The 17880-nt window shown below is 40.9% G+C and carries 16 protein-coding genes; 2 read left to right on the top strand and 14 right to left on the bottom strand.

Features of this window, described 5'->3' with window-relative positions:
• Positions 1 to 34: 34 nt before the first annotated feature.
• Both J2X14_RS02705 and J2X14_RS02700 read right to left on the bottom strand, forming a co-directional pair.
• Positions 35 to 1111 carry a GTP pyrophosphokinase gene (locus J2X14_RS02705; RefSeq protein WP_352409666.1) on the bottom strand — a complete coding sequence of 359 codons (1077 nt, stop codon included), beginning with the start codon at positions 1109 to 1111 and terminating at the stop codon, positions 35 to 37.
• Positions 1112 to 1232: 121 nt separating this feature from the next.
• The gene (locus J2X14_RS02700; RefSeq protein WP_352409665.1) at positions 1233 to 1910 is read right to left on the bottom strand and encodes an EAL domain-containing protein; all 678 of its coding nucleotides are present in this window, start codon (positions 1908 to 1910) and stop codon (positions 1233 to 1235) included.
• 489 nt (positions 1911 to 2399) lie between these two features.
• Here J2X14_RS02700 and J2X14_RS02695 point away from each other — a divergent pair, with 489 nt between their 5' ends.
• Positions 2400 to 3140 (top strand): hypothetical protein, encoded by a 741-nt coding sequence (locus J2X14_RS02695; protein WP_352409664.1) that lies wholly within the window; start codon positions 2400 to 2402, stop codon positions 3138 to 3140.
• Between the two features lie 118 nt (positions 3141 to 3258).
• Positions 3259 to 4077, top strand: coding sequence for a hypothetical protein (locus J2X14_RS02690; RefSeq protein WP_352409663.1), 819 nt, complete (start codon positions 3259 to 3261; stop codon positions 4075 to 4077).
• Positions 4078 to 4107: 30 nt separating this feature from the next.
• On the opposite strand, the gene J2X14_RS02685 is transcribed toward J2X14_RS02690, so the two are convergent.
• From J2X14_RS02685 to J2X14_RS02630, 12 genes are all read right to left on the bottom strand, one after another.
• Positions 4108 to 4728: a glycoside hydrolase family protein gene (locus J2X14_RS02685; protein ID WP_352409662.1), complete on the bottom strand. Its 621-nt coding sequence runs from the start codon at positions 4726 to 4728 to the stop codon at positions 4108 to 4110.
• Positions 4706 to 4906 (bottom strand): hypothetical protein, encoded by a 201-nt coding sequence (locus tag J2X14_RS02680; RefSeq protein WP_352409661.1) that lies wholly within the window; start codon positions 4904 to 4906, stop codon positions 4706 to 4708. Before J2X14_RS02680 ends, J2X14_RS02685 begins: the two co-directional genes overlap by 23 nt.
• A 102-nt stretch (positions 4907 to 5008) precedes the next feature.
• Positions 5009 to 5281 (bottom strand): hypothetical protein, encoded by a 273-nt coding sequence (locus J2X14_RS02675; protein ID WP_352409660.1) that lies wholly within the window; start codon positions 5279 to 5281, stop codon positions 5009 to 5011.
• A gap of 28 nt (positions 5282 to 5309) precedes the next feature.
• Positions 5310 to 8480 (bottom strand): hypothetical protein, encoded by a 3171-nt coding sequence (locus J2X14_RS02670; protein ID WP_352409659.1) that lies wholly within the window; start codon positions 8478 to 8480, stop codon positions 5310 to 5312.
• A gap of 60 nt (positions 8481 to 8540) precedes the next feature.
• Positions 8541 to 9782 carry a hypothetical protein gene (locus J2X14_RS02665; protein ID WP_352409658.1) on the bottom strand — a complete coding sequence of 414 codons (1242 nt, stop codon included), beginning with the start codon at positions 9780 to 9782 and terminating at the stop codon, positions 8541 to 8543.
• A 6-nt stretch (positions 9783 to 9788) separates the two neighbouring features.
• Positions 9789 to 10568, bottom strand: coding sequence for a hypothetical protein (locus J2X14_RS02660; protein ID WP_352409657.1), 780 nt, complete (start codon positions 10566 to 10568; stop codon positions 9789 to 9791).
• Positions 10569 to 10582: 14 nt separating this feature from the next.
• Positions 10583 to 11737 carry a tail fiber domain-containing protein gene (locus J2X14_RS02655; protein WP_352409656.1) on the bottom strand — a complete coding sequence of 385 codons (1155 nt, stop codon included), beginning with the start codon at positions 11735 to 11737 and terminating at the stop codon, positions 10583 to 10585.
• A 17-nt stretch (positions 11738 to 11754) separates the two neighbouring features.
• On the bottom strand, positions 11755 to 12267 hold the full coding sequence (locus J2X14_RS02650; protein WP_352409655.1) for a DUF2824 family protein: 513 nt from the start codon (positions 12265 to 12267) through the stop codon (positions 11755 to 11757).
• Between the two features lie 14 nt (positions 12268 to 12281).
• Complete coding sequence (locus J2X14_RS02645; RefSeq protein WP_142295077.1) at positions 12282 to 12542, bottom strand: hypothetical protein; 261 nt, start codon at positions 12540 to 12542, stop codon at positions 12282 to 12284.
• On the bottom strand, positions 12542 to 14083 hold the full coding sequence (locus J2X14_RS02640) for a hypothetical protein (protein ID WP_352409654.1): 1542 nt from the start codon (positions 14081 to 14083) through the stop codon (positions 12542 to 12544). The genes J2X14_RS02645 and J2X14_RS02640 overlap by 1 nt, the downstream gene beginning before the upstream one ends.
• 67 nt (positions 14084 to 14150) lie before the next feature.
• On the bottom strand, positions 14151 to 14969 hold the full coding sequence (locus tag J2X14_RS02635) for a phage baseplate protein (RefSeq protein WP_352409653.1): 819 nt from the start codon (positions 14967 to 14969) through the stop codon (positions 14151 to 14153).
• A gap of 77 nt (positions 14970 to 15046) precedes the next feature.
• A complete protein-coding gene (locus J2X14_RS02630) occupies positions 15047 to 17875 on the bottom strand; it encodes a phage tail protein (RefSeq protein WP_352409652.1) in 2829 nt (942 codons plus the stop codon).
• Between the last annotated feature and the right edge of the window lie 5 nt (positions 17876 to 17880).

Here is a 17880-nt window from a genome sequence, read left to right as displayed (position 1 = left end):
TTGAATAATTTTGAGAGAATTTTTAATAGTAATCTTAATCCTGATTACTTTCTGCAAAAGTTGATACCAGACGCTCCGCTTCTTCTTTTGGCATAAAATGAGAATAAAAATGAATCATTTCTTCGGCTCCATCATCATTTTCATCAGTTACCAATGCCCAGTTAATTGGCTTTTTGCGATTTAACCCCTCAAAATTGTTCACCAACATTAAATCACGGAGAAAACCGTATATATTATTGTCAGGAGTAAGTTCGTTCGATATCTTTGCATAATTCTTAGGGATAGAATTGGCAAGAATTTCAAAGTTTGACATTTCAGCATATTTTAACTCCTCGATAATATCTTTAGTTATTTTTCCTCCCCAAGATCTTACTGGCTTAAGCTTTAATCCTATTTTTTCAGCAAGTTGGCGAACAAACTCTTTAAGATTTATTGAGTTTATTTCTTGTGAGAAGAATTGTTCTAAACCGTTCGATTTTATAGAAGCTTTATAATCCTCGATTGAACTTACTATTTCAGAAAAACCTTCATCAGCAATTTCTAACATCCCTGAATACAAGTTAATTTTCCTCTGTATTTGCAACGGCAGATTAGCACCAAGCTTATAATTCCTATCATGTGTTAATTCAGCCCATGCATGTTGTAACATTGTTCTAACTTGAATCTCACAATTTAGTGAGGAGATATATTCATATTCTTTTAAAGCATTCCTTTTTTCGCCTATATTGCAAACGTAATGCACTGACCTATAACCGATTTTATCCGATGAAAGCCTACCTTCATTATCTGTACTATTTTCAAAATCTATGCTAAAAGTGGATTTTATAATATCACTTACTTTTTTTATGTCCGATTCAAGATACAAAATCACCCTCACACCAGAAATATCCGTAAGTTCAACCATAGGATTTTTGTAATTTTTTCGGTCAACTTTCTCTAAAATACCTTCCTTAGTTTTAGTTCTATAACTAACAGAAAGATATTCTACCTTGTTTTGCTGCAAAAGGTTTTCAATGATAAACGCTATGTGCTTACCTAAAAGTTCAAATTTAGATAGATTATCATCAACCCATGTGTTAAATTTTTCTTCTTCCATTATTTTTTGTTCCACTTTTAGCACCTGTTATATATAATGCTTGAGATCGCGTAAACTAACACAAATGAGTTAGTTTTTAGATTACCGCCCCTATAATCCGTTTATGTAAGAAAAATTCAACTGTTAATTTTAGTATTCAAAGTAAAAATTCGACTTTTGACAGTAGTACTGAGCGATACAGATAACCCTGAACACCCCATACATCAACCTCCTTCAAAATCCCCAGCTCGCCCTTCTCTTCTACACCTTCAATAATGATGCGATCACAGTATCGCTTGATGTTCTTTACCAAAGTACTAAAGGTTGGCTTCTGTACTTCACGCCGATAGAAAGCTTTATCAAGTTTGATTGTGTGATAGCAGCCTGTAGTAAGTGCTGCCAGGTTAGCTCGCCCTGCACCTAAATCATCAAGGAAAAGATCATTACCGTTGGCGATAAGTCTTTTCAGTAGAGGTTCATTGATACCGTACTCCAACCCATCAAAATCTTCAGAAATTTCAATACGCAGAAAATCACTCAAGCCTGCCAGCCATTCGACTAACTCACGGTCATACGCACATAACCGTGCCTGATGCCGATCAACGTTCAGAGAGCAAAACAAACCATAGTCCCTGAACCAAGACGCGGAGATCTGAATCTCTGTTAGTTGCTGTATCAGTAGTTGCCGCTTCTGCTCTATCGGCATGGCGAGTATGTAGTACTTGCTATCCAGTACTGGCATATCTGCATGATTGAACTTAGTCAGTAGTTCTACCCCTAAAAGCTTTCCGTCAGTACTCATTACTGGTTCTGCAAAGAAGGTTTTGTTGATCATTCTTGTTATCTCTTTTTTTGGTAAGAGATCAATTATTGATCATTTTTAGTTGTTATACTTGATCATTAAGTGCTTGATATTGATCATTTTTATTGTTTTTTAGCAGTTTTGCTTGTTGAAGCAGATATACTTTGCAACACTGTACGCATGAACAGTATTTTATTGGGGGGAAAGTAAAATGGCTATCATTGAGATGAGTGGTAAAACTATTGTGCATTGTCAGAAAGGAGACGTTTTCACCGGCTACAAACCTGAGCTACACGGCTGTTACGGGCTTTTCGAAAGCTACACAAACCCATGTTTTTACTGGATTGTCTTCGTTTATTCACATCACGTAGAATTTATAATAAACACGCCAATGTACATAGATGATGCGTTCAGAATCGTTCAGGAACACGGTACGAGTACTTTCTTAGTATGTGAAACTCATAGTATGATGTTTGAAGATCTCGATAACCCTTTTGTTTAACTATAAAATGGATTTTCAAAATGTATCTCAGAACATATTTGAAAGCGTTAATATCAGCTATCCATGAGTATTTTGAGTTATTCGGTAAAATTCAATCTTACATTGCATCTGCAATAGCTATAGTTGCTATTTTTTATACAGCTAATTTCACTGCTTACTTAGAACCGTTGAAGCCTTATTACCGCCATTTAGTTATAGCTGGTGCAATTATGCTTCTTTTCGTATCAGGATACAAAGCTTGGCTAAAGCAATATATTTTAAACACAGCTAAAAATGAAATACAAAATCAAATATCCATTGAAAACATTACTGCAACTTGTCGTATAAGCTCATATACAAACAATGTCAAGATAAGTTCTTTAGAGTTAAAATTAAACTTTATAGTTTCTAATAAAAAACCTTATCAAATTCAAGTTAAAAACTTCGAAATTATAACTTTTGCAGAAAATTTAGGACTTGAACTCAAAAATAGAGTGCAATCGAACCCTGATGCCTCTCCAGTAACAATTGAACCTTCATCGGCTAAAGAGTTTAATTTCTCAGCTCCATGCGATCTTACAAAGTTAGACCTTGAGCAACAGCTTATCCTAATAAAAGAACTACAGAGTAAAAATGAAAAAGTTGTAGCCAATATATATTCCGTTGATGGATTTGAAAGCATATCTGTACCAGTAAAAATTGATAACAGCTTATTAATTAAAAGGCTCAAAGATGGGGAAAGTACTTTTGACGCAATGATTATTAAGCATGTGTTAGGGTAAATTCGGAAAAAGTGTCGCCCATAGAGGTTTGCAGAACACTCTCCCATTAAGGTTAGGGCGACCATCAATTTTAAACTAAATGAGTTTTAATTAAAAGCTTAATCAACAATGGGGCATTATGTTTAGTGAATCCTTTCAACAATTTCTGATAGAAGCATCTTTAGCAAGTACATCAATCCGTGGTGGGCTTACAGCTCTTAATAAATGCACCATTACGAACAAAGGTACTTTCTACAGTGCTTTCTTCCAATTATCAGTTGGTCTTGAAAGATTTTTTAAAATAATTTACATCTTGCAGTATATGATTGACAACAATCTTAACAAACCTAAATTTGAAGAAATTAAAAGTTTGGGGCATAAAATAGAAATTCTACATAAAAACGCTATAGAGGTTGGAAAAAAGCATACTACTAACCCTCTAAAATTCGAACCAAACGATTTACAGAATGATTTAATAGACATGCTTTCCGAATTCGGCCATCAGTCTCGATACTACGTTTTAAATACAATCACTAAAGCCAAAAAGAAAACTAATGACCCGTTAGAATCATGGAATGATATACTTGAATCCGGCTTTTGGAGTTATTTTTCAGCAAATAAAAGGCAAAAGGTAGTCAATGATGCTTTAAGTATTGTCGATAGATCAGGTAAATTCACCTATAGCCAATACTTTAGCTTGGATGGCTATATTATGTCTGAAGTGGATTTCATTGTTTTAGAGTGGAAAATAAAAAATGTTACTCCGCATATAGTATCTGAAATAATCGGCCTTCTACAACCTTATTACACTTTATTAAGAAAGTTGAGAGAAGGAATTTTTATTATTGATCAGGAAGCTGGAAGTCGAGTACAACCAGCACCCTATTTTGAAGAACTTTTCCCATATCTTTTAGAGTCGCCAACGAGAGCAAAAAAACGTAGAAACTGGCTAAATTAAAAAAGGGGATACCATATGGTATCCCCTCTTCTACTTCCCAAATTTGTGTATATAGCTTTGAATCTCTACTTTATCCGTCATAGTACCGGCAAGTAGTTCACTCTCCATTAGACGCCTTGTGTACAGTCCGTAGCAAAGCTTGTTAGACTTACCGTGATGGTACTGAGAGCAATCATAGAAGTACTTACCATTTCTGTGTTCCCATTGTCCCTTAGAGTAATCTGGCTTCTTCTGTGATACGTAACGCCATTGCAGTACTGCCTTACTTGCTTGTGCATAGTTACCTTCTGCAAGTTTCTTTTTCACTGTACTGCTATTCGCTGCGTTTATACCTGTGTTATAGGCGAAATCCAAAAAACCTACAGTTGTTGAAACTGGCATTACTGGTAGGTTGTTCAGTACTACTGTGTACTTATAAAGTGTCTTATCAAGCAGTACATCACACTCTTTTTTTGTATACTCTTTTTGAATGGCCTCTGTCATTTGTGGTACATAGCCATAACATAGAGTCGTAATACCAATAGGATCTTTATACGGCGAGTAACTACCGTTAGGATTCATTGATGGTAATCCTTCAAAGGTTACTACGCTTGTTCCAAACAGAAATATTACCCCTGCACTTACTCCCTTAATTGTGCTTTTTAAATCCATCCATAGACTCCGTTTTTAATATCTTGAAGTCAGTTATATCAGTACAATCATGAATCTTTCCATCCACTACTACACATTGAATATAACTAATTCCTTTCGGCTCTGTTTGTTTACTATTGTGTGCAAAGAACAGAACAGAACCGACAACGATAATAAGTGCGATAACAATCTTTTTCATATAAACCTCTCATTAAGTTAAAAAATCAGGAAGGAAAGTTATTTTCCTTTCCTGATATTATTTAATGAATTAATACTAAAAAGAGGCTCAAATGAAATGAGCTTATTGTTCTTTTTTATCTTTGTAATACTTTCTGATTTTCTTATACCATCCATATGAGAACTGTATAAACTTCACCAAATTCATCACAAACAAAAGCACTGCACCTATAGCGAGAATGATTGTAACCCATCCGCCTAATGTTACTCCCAAGAAAGCTAAGTTAGAGATTTGAGTACTTGTTAATGCTGCTGCAATTCCTTGATGTGTTAGTTGGTCAGTAATACATGAACCGTATACTGTTATTGCTGTAATTACTTCTTTATCTGGTAGCATCCCTGCCCCCTGGTTAAAGGGGTAATCATTACCCCTGTAGTTTATTATTGTTATCCACTGAATCAAGGTAGGCATTAACCCCATCACTTAGCTTTGAAATATATGCCGGATCATTTAACCCCCTCCATCTTTGAACAAGTTTGTTATAATCGCCGCCATTTTCTGAATCTAATATTTCAATTATCTTTTTGGCAATTGAGTTATATGTTTTTCTGAATTGTGACGTACTGCCCATAACGCCTTTCTTACCGTACCCAAAAGTAGGATCATCAGGACGTGCAGCCATCACCTTAGCCTGGTCAATAAAGTTGTTTGCATACTCAAGTTCTTCACTGGTGAAGTACTGCGAGTAACGTGAAACCATATCTTCCATCAAACTACCGGTAATCTGTGCAGGGCCATATGCAGTACTTGTACCGCCTACAGTACTATCCGGTTGGCCTGTACGTATCCACGGATCTTTAAGCCCGCCAGTTTCAGCATGAACAATACCGTTATACAACGCCTCGTTACGTAAGCTGATTTCTGGTGCAGTACTTTTCTGTGCTTCAGCTTGAGGTACTTCTACAGGCTGAGGTGTTTGAACAGGTTCAGGTACGGATTGGGGCTGGCTTACAGGCTTTTTAGACGATGTATCAATAGTACTTGCACCACGTCCTAATGCCTCTGCTGCTTCCATACTGCTATCAATCACCTTTTGGATCATAGGTACGTTTTTACGTGCAAGAGCTTCCATATCCTTCTGAGAGAGAGAATTCCAGTACTGTACCGCCTGGTTGTATGTATCAATATCAGCCTGGCTTGCATAATTACCTGGTGCAGTAGTTTGAGATACACGTTGTGCCTGTAGCCGCTGCATCTCTTTCTCTGCAAGTACATCAGTCATGTTCTTGCCCTTATTACTTTTCAGATAGCTTTTGAGTGCTAACGACTCTTGTACTTTGGCAGCGTTATCTGGCTTTGTTAACCAGTCAATGTACTGGCTCGCCTTACGGTTAGTACCACGTAAGCCATCAATCACACCTTCAGTAATCGCTTTTCTGGCTCCTGCTCCTGCAAGATGGCCAGCAAGATATCCACCAGGGCCACCGACGAGACCACCCAACACACCTGAACCCCAACCGATCCCCCCGCCCAAATTGCCATACCAGAAGGTATTGCCGGGATCTTTAGGTTTAGCACGTAGCTTAGTAATATCAGCAGCGTCTGAAAGGGCACTGTTAATTGATTGCTGAACAGGTGCATTCGGTAATTGACTGCCAGCGGCAATAAGTTCATCTGAGGCACTACTTTGTACATCGGAGTTTCGTAGTACTTTGGCAAGAGTACCAAAGTTCATTTGACCAGAGGTTTCAGCCTTCTCCACCGCACGGTTACGTACAGCAGTACTTAAGCCCTGCCCTAATTTTACCGCATTATTGCTTACTGCTGGACTGTCATTAGTTGCAATACGCCCAAGTACAGAATCTTTTACGTTATTCGTATTAAATTCACCTGAAGTTGGATTGAAGAGTTTATTTTCTGCGGCTTGTTCATTTGGATCATTGGCAATCTTACTTAGTACTGATTTTCTACCAATAGCATTTACACCATCACCATAAAACTCATCAGCCTCACGATATAAGCTACCAGCAGCAGGACTAATACTACTGATTGTTGCATCAGCTTCCTGTTTCAATCCTGATAATACTTCTCGGATAGCATCTCTGCTTGTGTAATCTCCCTGACGAAAGGCAATGTCTGATTTATTAGTGAGGGTGCGTTTCCATTTATCTAAATCTTGAATATTACGTAGATCTGCTTTGTTAAAATTCTCAAGAGTTCTGCGTACTTCTGGACTTAGATTCACATCACCCATGCGTTCATTTTCATCAAGATGGTACTGAGCTACTTGCTTAGTACGTGGCATCTTGAGTTGTCCAACCTGAGCTTGATCCAGTAAATCCTGTGCTTCGTTCGCTCTCGCAGTATAGAGTTGGGAAGCTTCTTTATGGAAATCATTACCTAAAGCAACCCCTGCATTTTGAAGCGTGGTTGGACTTACGTTCACGTCCTTGATTGCATCCTTGATCGCATCGCCAGTATCAGTAGCTGCATTACGTTGTGACCAGAATGAATCATCTTTGTTGAGTGCCCTACGTTCAGCATTGATATAACGACTGCCTGTATCGTTGAACACCTGAGAAGGCACAAGTAATGAGTTACCTGCATCATCAGTAGTTGCAGCAGTAAACGCCTTCTGTGCTTCAGTACGTGCTATAGGATCGGCAATGTTGCTTTGAGTGATGTTCTGTACTGTATCTGAATTAGTTTTATCGCCGTATCTGCGTAACATGGCTGCATCTTTAGTGATACCAAGTGCAGGTATATCTAACCCTAAATCAGCCAGTTTATTACCAATACCGGAACCTAATGCAGTTACCCCTTTAACAAGATAAGGTGCTGCTGCACCGCCTAAAGCACCAAGGCCAGCACTGGTAGCCAGTTCACCGCTATCAAAAGCATCGCCAGCAGTTTTATCACTTACCGCTGCATCTGTTGCCTGACCAGCTAATGTACTTCCAGCGGTTAGTGCAGCCCCGATACCCAAACGTGCCAGTAGCGATGCACCACCGGTAACCGGTAGTGTTGCTGCAAGAGTTGAGTACTCTGCGAGATCTTTTGCATCCTTACCCATTGCCAGACTACCAGCCAGATCAACTTCATCCATTGGGTACTGTTCAGGGTTCTTAGCCTTCAGTGCCTGAGCCTGCGGTAAGTACTCTTCAATCTGCTGCTTACGAGCCTGGAACAGTTCTTCTTCATCAGGATTACGATTCTTACTTTTGAGATCTTTGTACTGACCAGCGTAATCAAATGATGTAGCCCCATCCCAAATAGCACCGTTTCGGTCTGTGAATTTTTGGAGTAAAGAACGGTTATCAGCACCGCTTGGTGAACCTAATGATCCATCTGCTGCGGCCTGATGTAATGCGTTTTGAGCATTAACTAACTGAGCATCGATAGTACTGGCAGTATCAGAAATGGGTAATGCATTGGAAGTAAAATCATTGTAGACAGTACTTACATCATCACCATTCTGTTCAACCTGTGGGCGAATTACTTTATTAAAATAATCTTCTGCAATTACACGTTGTGTTTCAGGTGTTTCGTTTAGAAAATCCTGACTGTTTTTAATTTCTGACCATGACTTAGCCATATATTCACCTTATTATCAATAATTATTTTTAGGCGGCTGCTAACCGCCTTTTCAGGATGATTAATAGCCGTACTTGGAACCGAAGTTAGTACTTGAAGAACTGGAATTAGCAGGTGCAGTACTCACAGGTTGACCACGCTTAGTTGCATTGAACTGTGTTGTATATGCCTGAATCTTTTCCAGTGAGTTCTGAAGTGCTTGAGGAGAAGTTTTATCGAGACGAGGCATTGCCTTGAAATACATATCCGCTTCTGCTTTGGTATTGATACCAGAGGCTCCCATTGCTTTTGCATTAGCAACACCGCCAGTTAACATATTACCGTCTATACGTTGTGCTGCTTTATATGCCTCACGTTCTGCATCAGAACCACGTAATGAACTGTTCCAGTCTGCAACGGTATCTGAACGCCCTGCTACCTGACCGGTAAAGGTGTCGACATTACCGTTTTTGATAGCATCCTGAAGTTCTTTAATGTCACCACTCATCTGTGTTTCTGATGCACTTGGTAAACCACTTACTTCTTTGGCATCCAGTTGTTTTTGCATCTCCGGGCCTGCTGGTTTGTAACCTGTGAATTGCCCCTTGCTTGTAAAGTTAGGTATTTGCCATACACCGGTACTGTCTTTCTTAGGTGCGTATTCAGTACTGTCAGCCGTAACATTCCCTTGTGCCAGACGTTGGAGACGTGCAGCGGTTTGTTCTGTGACTCGTTGATCAGCTATCGAACGTTGGTTATCAATACGCTGAGTACCCAACTGTACTTGTGCCTGCTGCCACGGGGTTAGCTCTTGTTGTTTAAGTACAGAAGCATCACCAGTACTTTGATACTGCTGTACGCTATCTGGTGTGTACTGGCGATACAGAGAATCACGGTATGCTGCCTTATCATTCCATGCCTGTTCTGCTTGTCTGTCTTCAAGCTGCTGTTGTCTCGCCAGCTTCTGCTGCTGAGTTCTGCTAATTTCCTGTCTACGTTCATCCATCGTCTGTGCGTAAGCATTCATACCACGCTCAAAACCACCCTGATCACCGGCAAGTGAACTACCGAACGCTGAAGCAGATTGTAAGAACGCTGGATTACTGAATAGATTTGCAAGATTATCCAGAAAACCGCCAGAACTATTAGTACTCTGAGGCTGTTCATCTGAAGAAGTACTTTGAGGTAAAACACTTTGTGCATTTAAATCATAATTATCATCAACTGAGTTACCAATGTTGTTAAAAACGCTTAGTGCTTGCTGTTGATCCTCTGGAGTACTTTCAGGATTTTGATGTAGCCAATTATCAAATAATGAAGCCATATTTTATTATCTCCGAAATGGGTTAGTACTGAACTGATTTGTTCCCAAGGCTTGGTTTAGTAATTGTTGTGCCTGAGAATAAGCAGTACTTGAAGGTGGCTGATAATTAAAACTGCCACTCTTTGTATGTAATGTTATTTGTGGTGCTTGCTGTTGTTGATTCTGGTTTTGGCTTTGCTGAAGTCTGCTTATACCTTGCTGGATAAGCTGCGGATTAATACCAGAACTACCAGATGAACTTAAACCAGCACTAAAATCTGGTGCAATACCTGATCCTGTCCCACCAAGTACAGTACTTTGGGTAGGTGCATAACTAAGTGCTGAAGTACCTGCACCGCTTGCAATACCCTGTGAACCTGTACCTGCCAGTACTGAGCTGGAAGAAGGTGCATAAGCTAATGAACTGCCAGCAGCAGAAAACGGAGTTGCAGATACTGAACCTGCACCGATACCCGTCATGCCAGCAGCACTACCTGTACCGGCTCCAGCAGAAGCAGCACCAGTACCACCGGCTGCACCTCCTGCATATGCACCACCGGCTGCCCATCCTCCAAAGATAGAGGCCACTACCGCCGCTGCTGTTTCTTGGGGGTGATCACCTACCCAACCTTTTATCCCAAAACCTTTTTGAAATAGATCCTGATCTTTATGCTCATTATGAGTATACAAATCAGTAAGCTCGTCCCAGCCCTTTGACGGATCGGTAACTAAGTCCTTACTGATTTTTACTGGATGAGATACAAGATCTCCTACCCGTTTACCAATTTCCCCTAAGAAGTTTCCCATGAGTATTATCCTTCTTAGAGTTTGCTGTAATCGACGATTAGGAATCCAGTACTTGGATCAGTACTTACCGCTTCAGGTTTCTTCTTAAGTACTTCCTGTGCAATCACCCCTCGTGCTGGTTGATTACCTGCAAGTTCTTTACCGCGTTTAGTCCATTCCCATTCATAGACGTTGTGACCGGCTTCAGTTCCTACTTTCCTGATATTCTTCTTCAGGCGTTTGTCAGAGAAACCTTGATAGATTTGTGAAGCCGCCGCCCCGCCAGATAGTAATGAGTTGAACATTGAAGAACCGCCAGGCTGAGTACTGGAACCAGAGGTAGTACCGCCTAAGCCAGCAATAGAGCCAGATACAGGTAAGTAGTACTGAGAAATGAGGTTAGCCAGGTAGTCACGATTACCAGTAGCATCAGTCTGTTGTTGCTGTTGAATGAGTGCTGATAGCTGAGAACTCTGTAACTGTGGAGACAGACCATTCAGTACTGAAGACGCATAGTTACTGCCCTGTGAGTACAACTGATTACCAGTACTGGCAGTACCTGCAAGCCCCGCTAACTGCATGTTAGAGTTATTGTTTAGGGTATTAGCTGCGGTATTGATAGCATTGTTGTATGCGTTGCCAGTAATGGTATTAGCGTTGTCAGTTTTCATTTGTGCAGCATCACGTGCAGCGATAGCCTGAGCTACCCCAGCACGAGAGGAACCCGCGTTACCGCCAGCGACCGCATTACGATCAATGCCGGTAAAGGTTTGCTCTGTGAGAGTGTTATCAATCTGACGGTTAGCAGCTTCGATCTGTTTGTTTACTAAGTCATTGTTATAAAGACTCGATGCAGCATTTGCTATATCGCCAGTGCTGTAACCAAGTCCACCATTTGCGGCATTCTGATAGCCAGATAATGCAGACTGTGCAGCACTGTTACCCTGACCAAGCAGACTGTTAGTAGTATTCGTTGCATCAGAACTTACACCGTTTAAACCTTGTAAGTACTGGTTAAAAATTGAAGACAGATCACCAGTAGGTGAAATGTATCCTGTTTTTTGAGCTTGGTTATACCAATCACTAACATCACCTAAAATGTCTTTGAGGTTACTTTGTGCTGGTTTCCAGGGTTCAGATGATGATTTTTGTGTAGCAGTTTGAGAACCAGATTTGAATAGAGATCCCATCTTTATTCCTCCTTGAATTATTTTTTAAGGTACAGATAAGTCATCCCTATATCTTTACCTTCTTTTTTATATTGTGTAAGACTCCAGTTTATTTCTTGAAAACCTATTCGCTTAAGTACTTTCACAACATACTTTGTATGATCAGGTACTGAGGTGACGATTGTATCAAATGAAGAGATCTCAAAGATAAACGTAGCAAAGGCTTTTAGAAATTGAGTACTGTAACGACGCATATAAGGAATTATGTATGCATGTACTTCACAGGTCTTAATGCCACAAATAGTACCTAAATCATCAACTGTAAAAACACCACCAAATTCACCACCAATGCTAATCTGAAATAAACCTTCATGATCATTAAGGTGAGTCATTATATCTTCTTCAGTACAATCATCATGTACTAAGTTGTCGAAAATTCCTGTCTGGTAAAAAAGTTGAGAAACATCTCTGAAACTATCAACATTAAGTACTTCAATTAGCCCTTTCATATCCACTGAGGATGTTGGCTTGTTATTATGATTTTTCCCCATAAACGTTCCTTGTTTTATGTTAGTGTAAATTTCCTCCAAACCCCATCTACGAATATATAGAGTCCTGCACCTAAACCACGGGGATTCCATGTAACCCCGTCTGCATATCGAATCTGTAATTCAACATCTTTAGTTGGTGCATCAAATGTTTTTTCTGTAGCTATGTGTTCGCCTACGCTTGTGAAACCTTCCTGAATACGGCGTAGTTCTCTTTCAACGTCGAACAGAGAACCAATAGTAGGTGCTGGTACATATACGCTTTTCTTGTTCGCCATTACCTCTTCCCTCGTGGTGTTACGTCTATTCCATAGCTGGTTAACGTCCAGTACTCTTTGCTGAATGCTTCAAAGCGGATAGAGATGTACCTTCCTGATATCCTGAAATCTGCCTTTCTATCTACGCCTACCTCAAACTCTACTGACTCACTCCAGGCTGGAGCATCATATGGGTTCTCTGCAACGCCAACTGAAATGAAGACAGTGCCAGTACCGGAGATCTGCGGATAAATACCCTTCACCATTTTGTGGCTCGTTGCTTCTAAGCCGTAATCGTCAAAATCAATGTTCTGTTTGATAGCGATGGAAGGCAAGTTAACAGAACCGCTTGAACCTTCGTCTACCGCCCACCAATCCAGTTCTTTAGTATTCACAAACAATGAGCCTCTTACGAAGTCCTGGCCGACACCGTTGAACGTAGTTGGATCATCGTCCATTAGCATGTTCTGCAAATCGATTAAGCGATCATTGTCAGTAGGAAGGATGCCGTAACTGATTGTGGTTACGTTTGGTAGTTCACGATAAGTCCATGTATTGCTGTTAAGCGAGTAGATAGCCGCTCTATCCAGTGCTGCCCCTTTTGATGATGGATACAGTACCCATACCTCTTGCTTCGCCGGATATGCCTGTACTTTAACGTTCGCCGTTTCCCCTGCTGACATGGTTTCGAACAGATCGCGTTTAATCTTGTTCTCAATGATGGACTCCCATGTGCTGCCGTTGTGAATCACTATATCGGACGTTGTAACTAAGAAGTGACCGCCTTTCACCTGAGCAACACATTCTGGAGCCAGTATTGAAAGGTTATCGAAGATCTTACGGAACGTGAAAATGTCATTACCACCCACGTAAGTTACCAGGAAGACTTCTTGAGAGGTGTACAGAATGAAGTACTCACCCATTGGTAGACCGTCGATAAGCTTACCTCGTGCTTCTGAGAGGTCATTGAACCCTGCTGAGCCTGTGGTACTGGTAGCGTCCCATGATGGCGGTGCTTCGTTTGGTAGAGCTATGTCTGACCACCGGATACGCTGTGTATAGTCAACACCATCTTCTAACATGCCAATTGCGATTAAGAAGTTCTTGAAAGCACGTAGCTTACTGGTACGCCAGTTAACAGTACTTCCATTTTCAGTACCCCATGCTGTTAGATCTTCAAATCGGTTAGATGTAGGCTTAAACATCTGAGGTACGTTAGATTCATTGGTAAAAATAACTACGTTTGATAATTCAGTACAGAACCATTCATCAGAAGTCAGGTAATCGCCTGTATTACGCGAAACATCAATATTAGCCACACCAGTAGCACGAATAATCTTGTCATGAGTACTGTAAAAGATGTTGCCGTTCTTTGGGTATATTTTATTAACTTGATCAGTTGAAGGGATCATTACTGATTCACGTGTACCTGACTTACTTAACCCACCATTTTCAAAAGAACAATTACGTACTTCTGTCCATGCATTAGCAGGCGTTTCAAATGGTGGAACATCAGTAATTACTCCATACTGAGACAGTCCTTTTATGACTACTTGTGTCATTTATTATTCTCCTAATAGAAGCGGGGATGTTGTATCCCCGTTCTTCTCCATAAGTGGGCGATTTTAATTAACCAGTACGCACCCAAATAAACACAGCAACGAACGGTTGCATAATATTGTGTGCGGCGTTTCCTCCACGCCAATCTGTACCTGTAGTTTGAGTTTGTGGGGATGGGAAACGCATATAAGGCGGTGAGCTGTCAGAGCCGTTACCACCGTCACCGTTGTAACCTAATGCAATACCGTGGTTGTGGCTGGGCATCTCTGCTTCAGTCAGTACGTGCTGGTACTCACCACCTGCTGCACCTGCTCCATAGTTGCGTACTTCTCCACGTGAATCTGATGTTTGCCCTACACCGATCAGTACTCGACCTTGTGAGTATGCAGCCCATGTACCTTCCCCAAAGAAATCACGAGGATTGTTACCACGCGAGTAATTCATGTAGATCGAACCTACCGGATACATCATGTTTGTGACGTTGGTACGCATCTGTGCCCAGCCACCCGCACCGCCATCAAGCCCTGACATAAGGTTCTGAAGTGCTACGTTTTTATTACCTATATCACCAAGGTTATTAGCTTTGAGTAAGTACCGACCATCGTTATAAGAACGAGGTTGTACAGCAGTACTGTTATCAGATGCCTGTACATTAATGAGCGGGCTATTCTGCATATCCCATGCAGTACCATTACGTTTCAAATATGTTTTAAGATTATTAAGTTCATCTGAAGTAATGGTTGTTTGTTTATTGATATTGGGAAATGATTGCTTCATAGTCTTCTTTATTTCACGCAAGAAATCATCGACCATTGAAACAGTATCCACGGAGCCGACAGGGTTGTTCGTGTTCATCTCCGAGATATAGTTACTATTATCTAAAGGCATCTTTTAATGCTCCTTGTTATTATTTTTGAGATCCATCTCATGAAAGTACTGGCAAGTTAATGCCAGTACTTTTGTTGTTATTTTCTTATTGTTTTGTACATATCCTGTTTTGGCTTCATCTGCTTATAGAGTAAGTACATACCCAAGCCTCTCAGAATTTCACCACTCCAGAAGCCAAAAAACATCCCGTTGTTCTCTACACCATTGCCGGTATCCAGACGTACAGCAGGACTCCATGAGCCATTCATGATATGCCCTGGTATTCCGGTATTGATAAAGTTACGCTCCAGTTCACCTACAACGCCTTCAATGAATTCAGGCAGTACAGACAGTGTTGAACCAGCCAGTACTGCAAAGCATGAACCGGCTAACCATAAACCTGACATATGCCCTGTGAAGTCTGTGGTATCGAATACGCTACTCCCATCAGTGTTCCAGTCAGTAGGCGTACACCCATGCTCTTTGAATTTCTGAGCTAACCAGGTAGCCCAGTTATCTACGTACTGTTGCAACTTAGCCGGTACTGGTTTGTTCTGGATCACCAGCTCGTACCATGCACGTGCAGCACTACAATAAGCCCTGGGCTGATAGCCCGCCCACGCATGACCATCCCCCCAATGGAAGAATGTCCAGGTATCTGGTTTACCGTACTTAAGGTTGTCCCAACGGTTCCAGATGTACGCACTCATACCCGGCCCTAACTCCCCAAAGTTGTTGTAATAACTTTGTTGAGATGACCATAAAAAATCGATCATATTATTCAGGTGAGTACTCCATTCGTTGGGTACTCGATCATGGGTATAGATGAACGGGTGCATGTACCCCGGATATGGGCTGCCTCTCCATCCATCGAACTGAATATTATCTGGAACAGAAATATTGCTGAACGGTATAACACCAGGCGTGAATGCTAAGTTATTTGATTTGTAATTGATAATTGTACAATCACCTAATTTAGCAGTATGTGCAGCATCACCAGAAATCGTCACGCTGTACTTCATGGTGTAGCCATCATCCAGTGAGAACGTTGGCGGTACATCATTCAGGCAATACCAGTAGAAGTGAGTTTCAGCATTCTCTACTGGTGTAACAGAGAACTCTTTCAGTACTGAGTATACCGGCGTGGATGGCCTTACCTCAGTATCTGCATGGTTAGGCTGATAGTCTCTTAGTACTAACTGGCTTGAGAACAGATTGTGAGTAACGTAAGTACTGGTAGGCTGCAATGTCCACTGCCAACGCCAACCATTATCATCTTCAATGCCGATTTCTACCGTTCTGGTAGCTTTGTAAGTAATGCTGTTCAGTACTGATGTGCCTGCATCCAGTAACCAGAAACCGATACCCATACCTGCACTGTCTGATGTGAATACCGTGTGGTTCACTGAACCCTGACGTGTTCCAAGGATGTTGTAATCCGTCATCATCGAAGTACTTACATCCGGCTCACCATACGTATAGACGCTACGCAGATCAGCCATGAAGTATTCTTTCCCGTTAAGGTCAGTTACAGGTGTGAGAGAGCTAAGAGGAACATCATACGTCTGTACAGCAGTAATGGTACTCTGTGGTAAATCGTACTGGTACTCACGTGCTGATGGATCTTTATCTGTATTCTGCTGTGAGAGTATCAACCTGATACGGGCACGTAACGGATTACCGGCACTGTCTACCCCACCATATTGAGTACGTACCTTGGAGTCCTTCGAGATCCTGAACCATACGGCCTGTTGTTCTAAAGTACTTTGTGCCTCTGCACTTTGAGTGATAACTATGTACCCTTCTGAATCACGGCTGTAAGAAGCTTCCTGTTCACTTGGGTAGAAATAGTCATAACTGATACCATCAGTAAAAGGCGATTTGTCATTAGTACTTTTACGGAAGAATCGATCATACAAATCAATTTCAGAATATGATTTACAGGTTTCTAAAGAACATTGCCAAGCACGGTAATACATATCCTCGCCAGTAATTTTCCATAACAGATATGCCGCATCTGCAAACCATTGTTCAGCATCGGCTGCATTTCCGAAATTACCTTTAGTTACTGGCACGTTTACCGGCCTATTATGCCATGCAGAGTTAGTAGGCATTAAATATCCACCAAACTCTACCGGTACTTTACCTGTGAAGTTCGTTTTGTAGTTGCCAGTGATAGAAGTATCTTTCAACTGCATAGTACCTTTCTCATCTTCTGAGTGTCCGGTACTTAATACATTGCCGTCCCAATCTATTTTTTTACCTTCCCAATTGATGATCCAGTCAATGTCATACTGTTGACCGTCATTACTCCAGTCAGTACTACCATCTGCTTTCAATGCCTGTACTGAAGCGTTGATAGCATCCCATGCAAGTTCACCTACAAAGGCAAAAGTAGCTTTATCAAGGTACTCACCAAAGTAAGGTGAACCATGAGGTACTTTCGTTAATCCGTTCGTATATGGAAGTACTACACGTTTGAAGCCTGAGTGTGTTGGTGATTCCCAATCGATAGGGTAATTTGCAAGTGATGATTCCTTACCGTTGATGATCCAGTTACAGATATACATTCGTGTAACGTCTGGTACTGGCTCCTGATAGAAGTGCTCTATATATGCCTGAAAAGTCTTCTTAGCCATATCAAGCTGCCATTCATCGCGAGTAGCCATGTATGCATAGCAATGACCAAGGATCTGTAACGATTGTCCTTCTGTGGTGGCGTCTCCGTTTGGCTGTGCTTCTTGCATACTTGATGCAATAAAATGACGGTTATTACTCAAAACCATTTGTTCATTAAAAACATAATGCTGTTTTGTAGCATCAATGGTTTTACCCGTATTTCTTTCAAGAAAGTACCTGTGCCCTCTCAAAAGTTGTAATACGTTACCAGAGGAATCTTTATCATTATCCCATATGCTATGTATCATATAAT

The sequence above is a fragment of the Mixta sp. BE291 genome, from assembly GCF_031457955.1.
GTDB lineage: Bacteria > Pseudomonadota > Gammaproteobacteria > Enterobacterales > Enterobacteriaceae > Mixta.
Note: the sequence above shows the minus strand (reverse complement) of the source record. Positions and strands in the feature narration are given on the sequence as shown.

Excerpts from the sequence above, each read along its gene's own strand:
- J2X14_RS02700 (WP_352409665.1), bottom strand. The coding sequence starts at position 1,910 with ATGATCAACAAAACCTTCTTTGCAGAACCAGTAATGAGTACTGACGGA.
- J2X14_RS02695 (WP_352409664.1), top strand. The coding sequence starts at position 2,400 with ATGTATCTCAGAACATATTTGAAAGCGTTAATATCAGCTATCCATGAG.
- J2X14_RS02690 (WP_352409663.1), top strand. The coding sequence starts at position 3,259 with ATGTTTAGTGAATCCTTTCAACAATTTCTGATAGAAGCATCTTTAGCA.
- J2X14_RS02685 (WP_352409662.1), bottom strand. The coding sequence starts at position 4,728 with ATGGATTTAAAAAGCACAATTAAGGGAGTAAGTGCAGGGGTAATATTT.
- J2X14_RS02680 (WP_352409661.1), bottom strand. The coding sequence starts at position 4,906 with ATGAAAAAGATTGTTATCGCACTTATTATCGTTGTCGGTTCTGTTCTG.
- J2X14_RS02675 (WP_352409660.1), bottom strand. The coding sequence starts at position 5,281 with ATGCTACCAGATAAAGAAGTAATTACAGCAATAACAGTATACGGTTCA.
- J2X14_RS02670 (WP_352409659.1), bottom strand. The coding sequence starts at position 8,480 with ATGGCTAAGTCATGGTCAGAAATTAAAAACAGTCAGGATTTTCTAAAC.
- J2X14_RS02665 (WP_352409658.1), bottom strand. The coding sequence starts at position 9,782 with ATGGCTTCATTATTTGATAATTGGCTACATCAAAATCCTGAAAGTACT.
- J2X14_RS02660 (WP_352409657.1), bottom strand. The coding sequence starts at position 10,568 with ATGGGAAACTTCTTAGGGGAAATTGGTAAACGGGTAGGAGATCTTGTA.
- J2X14_RS02655 (WP_352409656.1), bottom strand. The coding sequence starts at position 11,737 with ATGGGATCTCTATTCAAATCTGGTTCTCAAACTGCTACACAAAAATCA.
- J2X14_RS02650 (WP_352409655.1), bottom strand. The coding sequence starts at position 12,267 with ATGGGGAAAAATCATAATAACAAGCCAACATCCTCAGTGGATATGAAA.
- J2X14_RS02645 (WP_142295077.1), bottom strand. The coding sequence starts at position 12,542 with ATGGCGAACAAGAAAAGCGTATATGTACCAGCACCTACTATTGGTTCT.
- J2X14_RS02640 (WP_352409654.1), bottom strand. The coding sequence starts at position 14,083 with ATGACACAAGTAGTCATAAAAGGACTGTCTCAGTATGGAGTAATTACT.
- J2X14_RS02635 (WP_352409653.1), bottom strand. The coding sequence starts at position 14,969 with ATGCCTTTAGATAATAGTAACTATATCTCGGAGATGAACACGAACAAC.
- J2X14_RS02630 (WP_352409652.1), bottom strand. The coding sequence starts at position 17,875 with ATGATACATAGCATATGGGATAATGATAAAGATTCCTCTGGTAACGTA.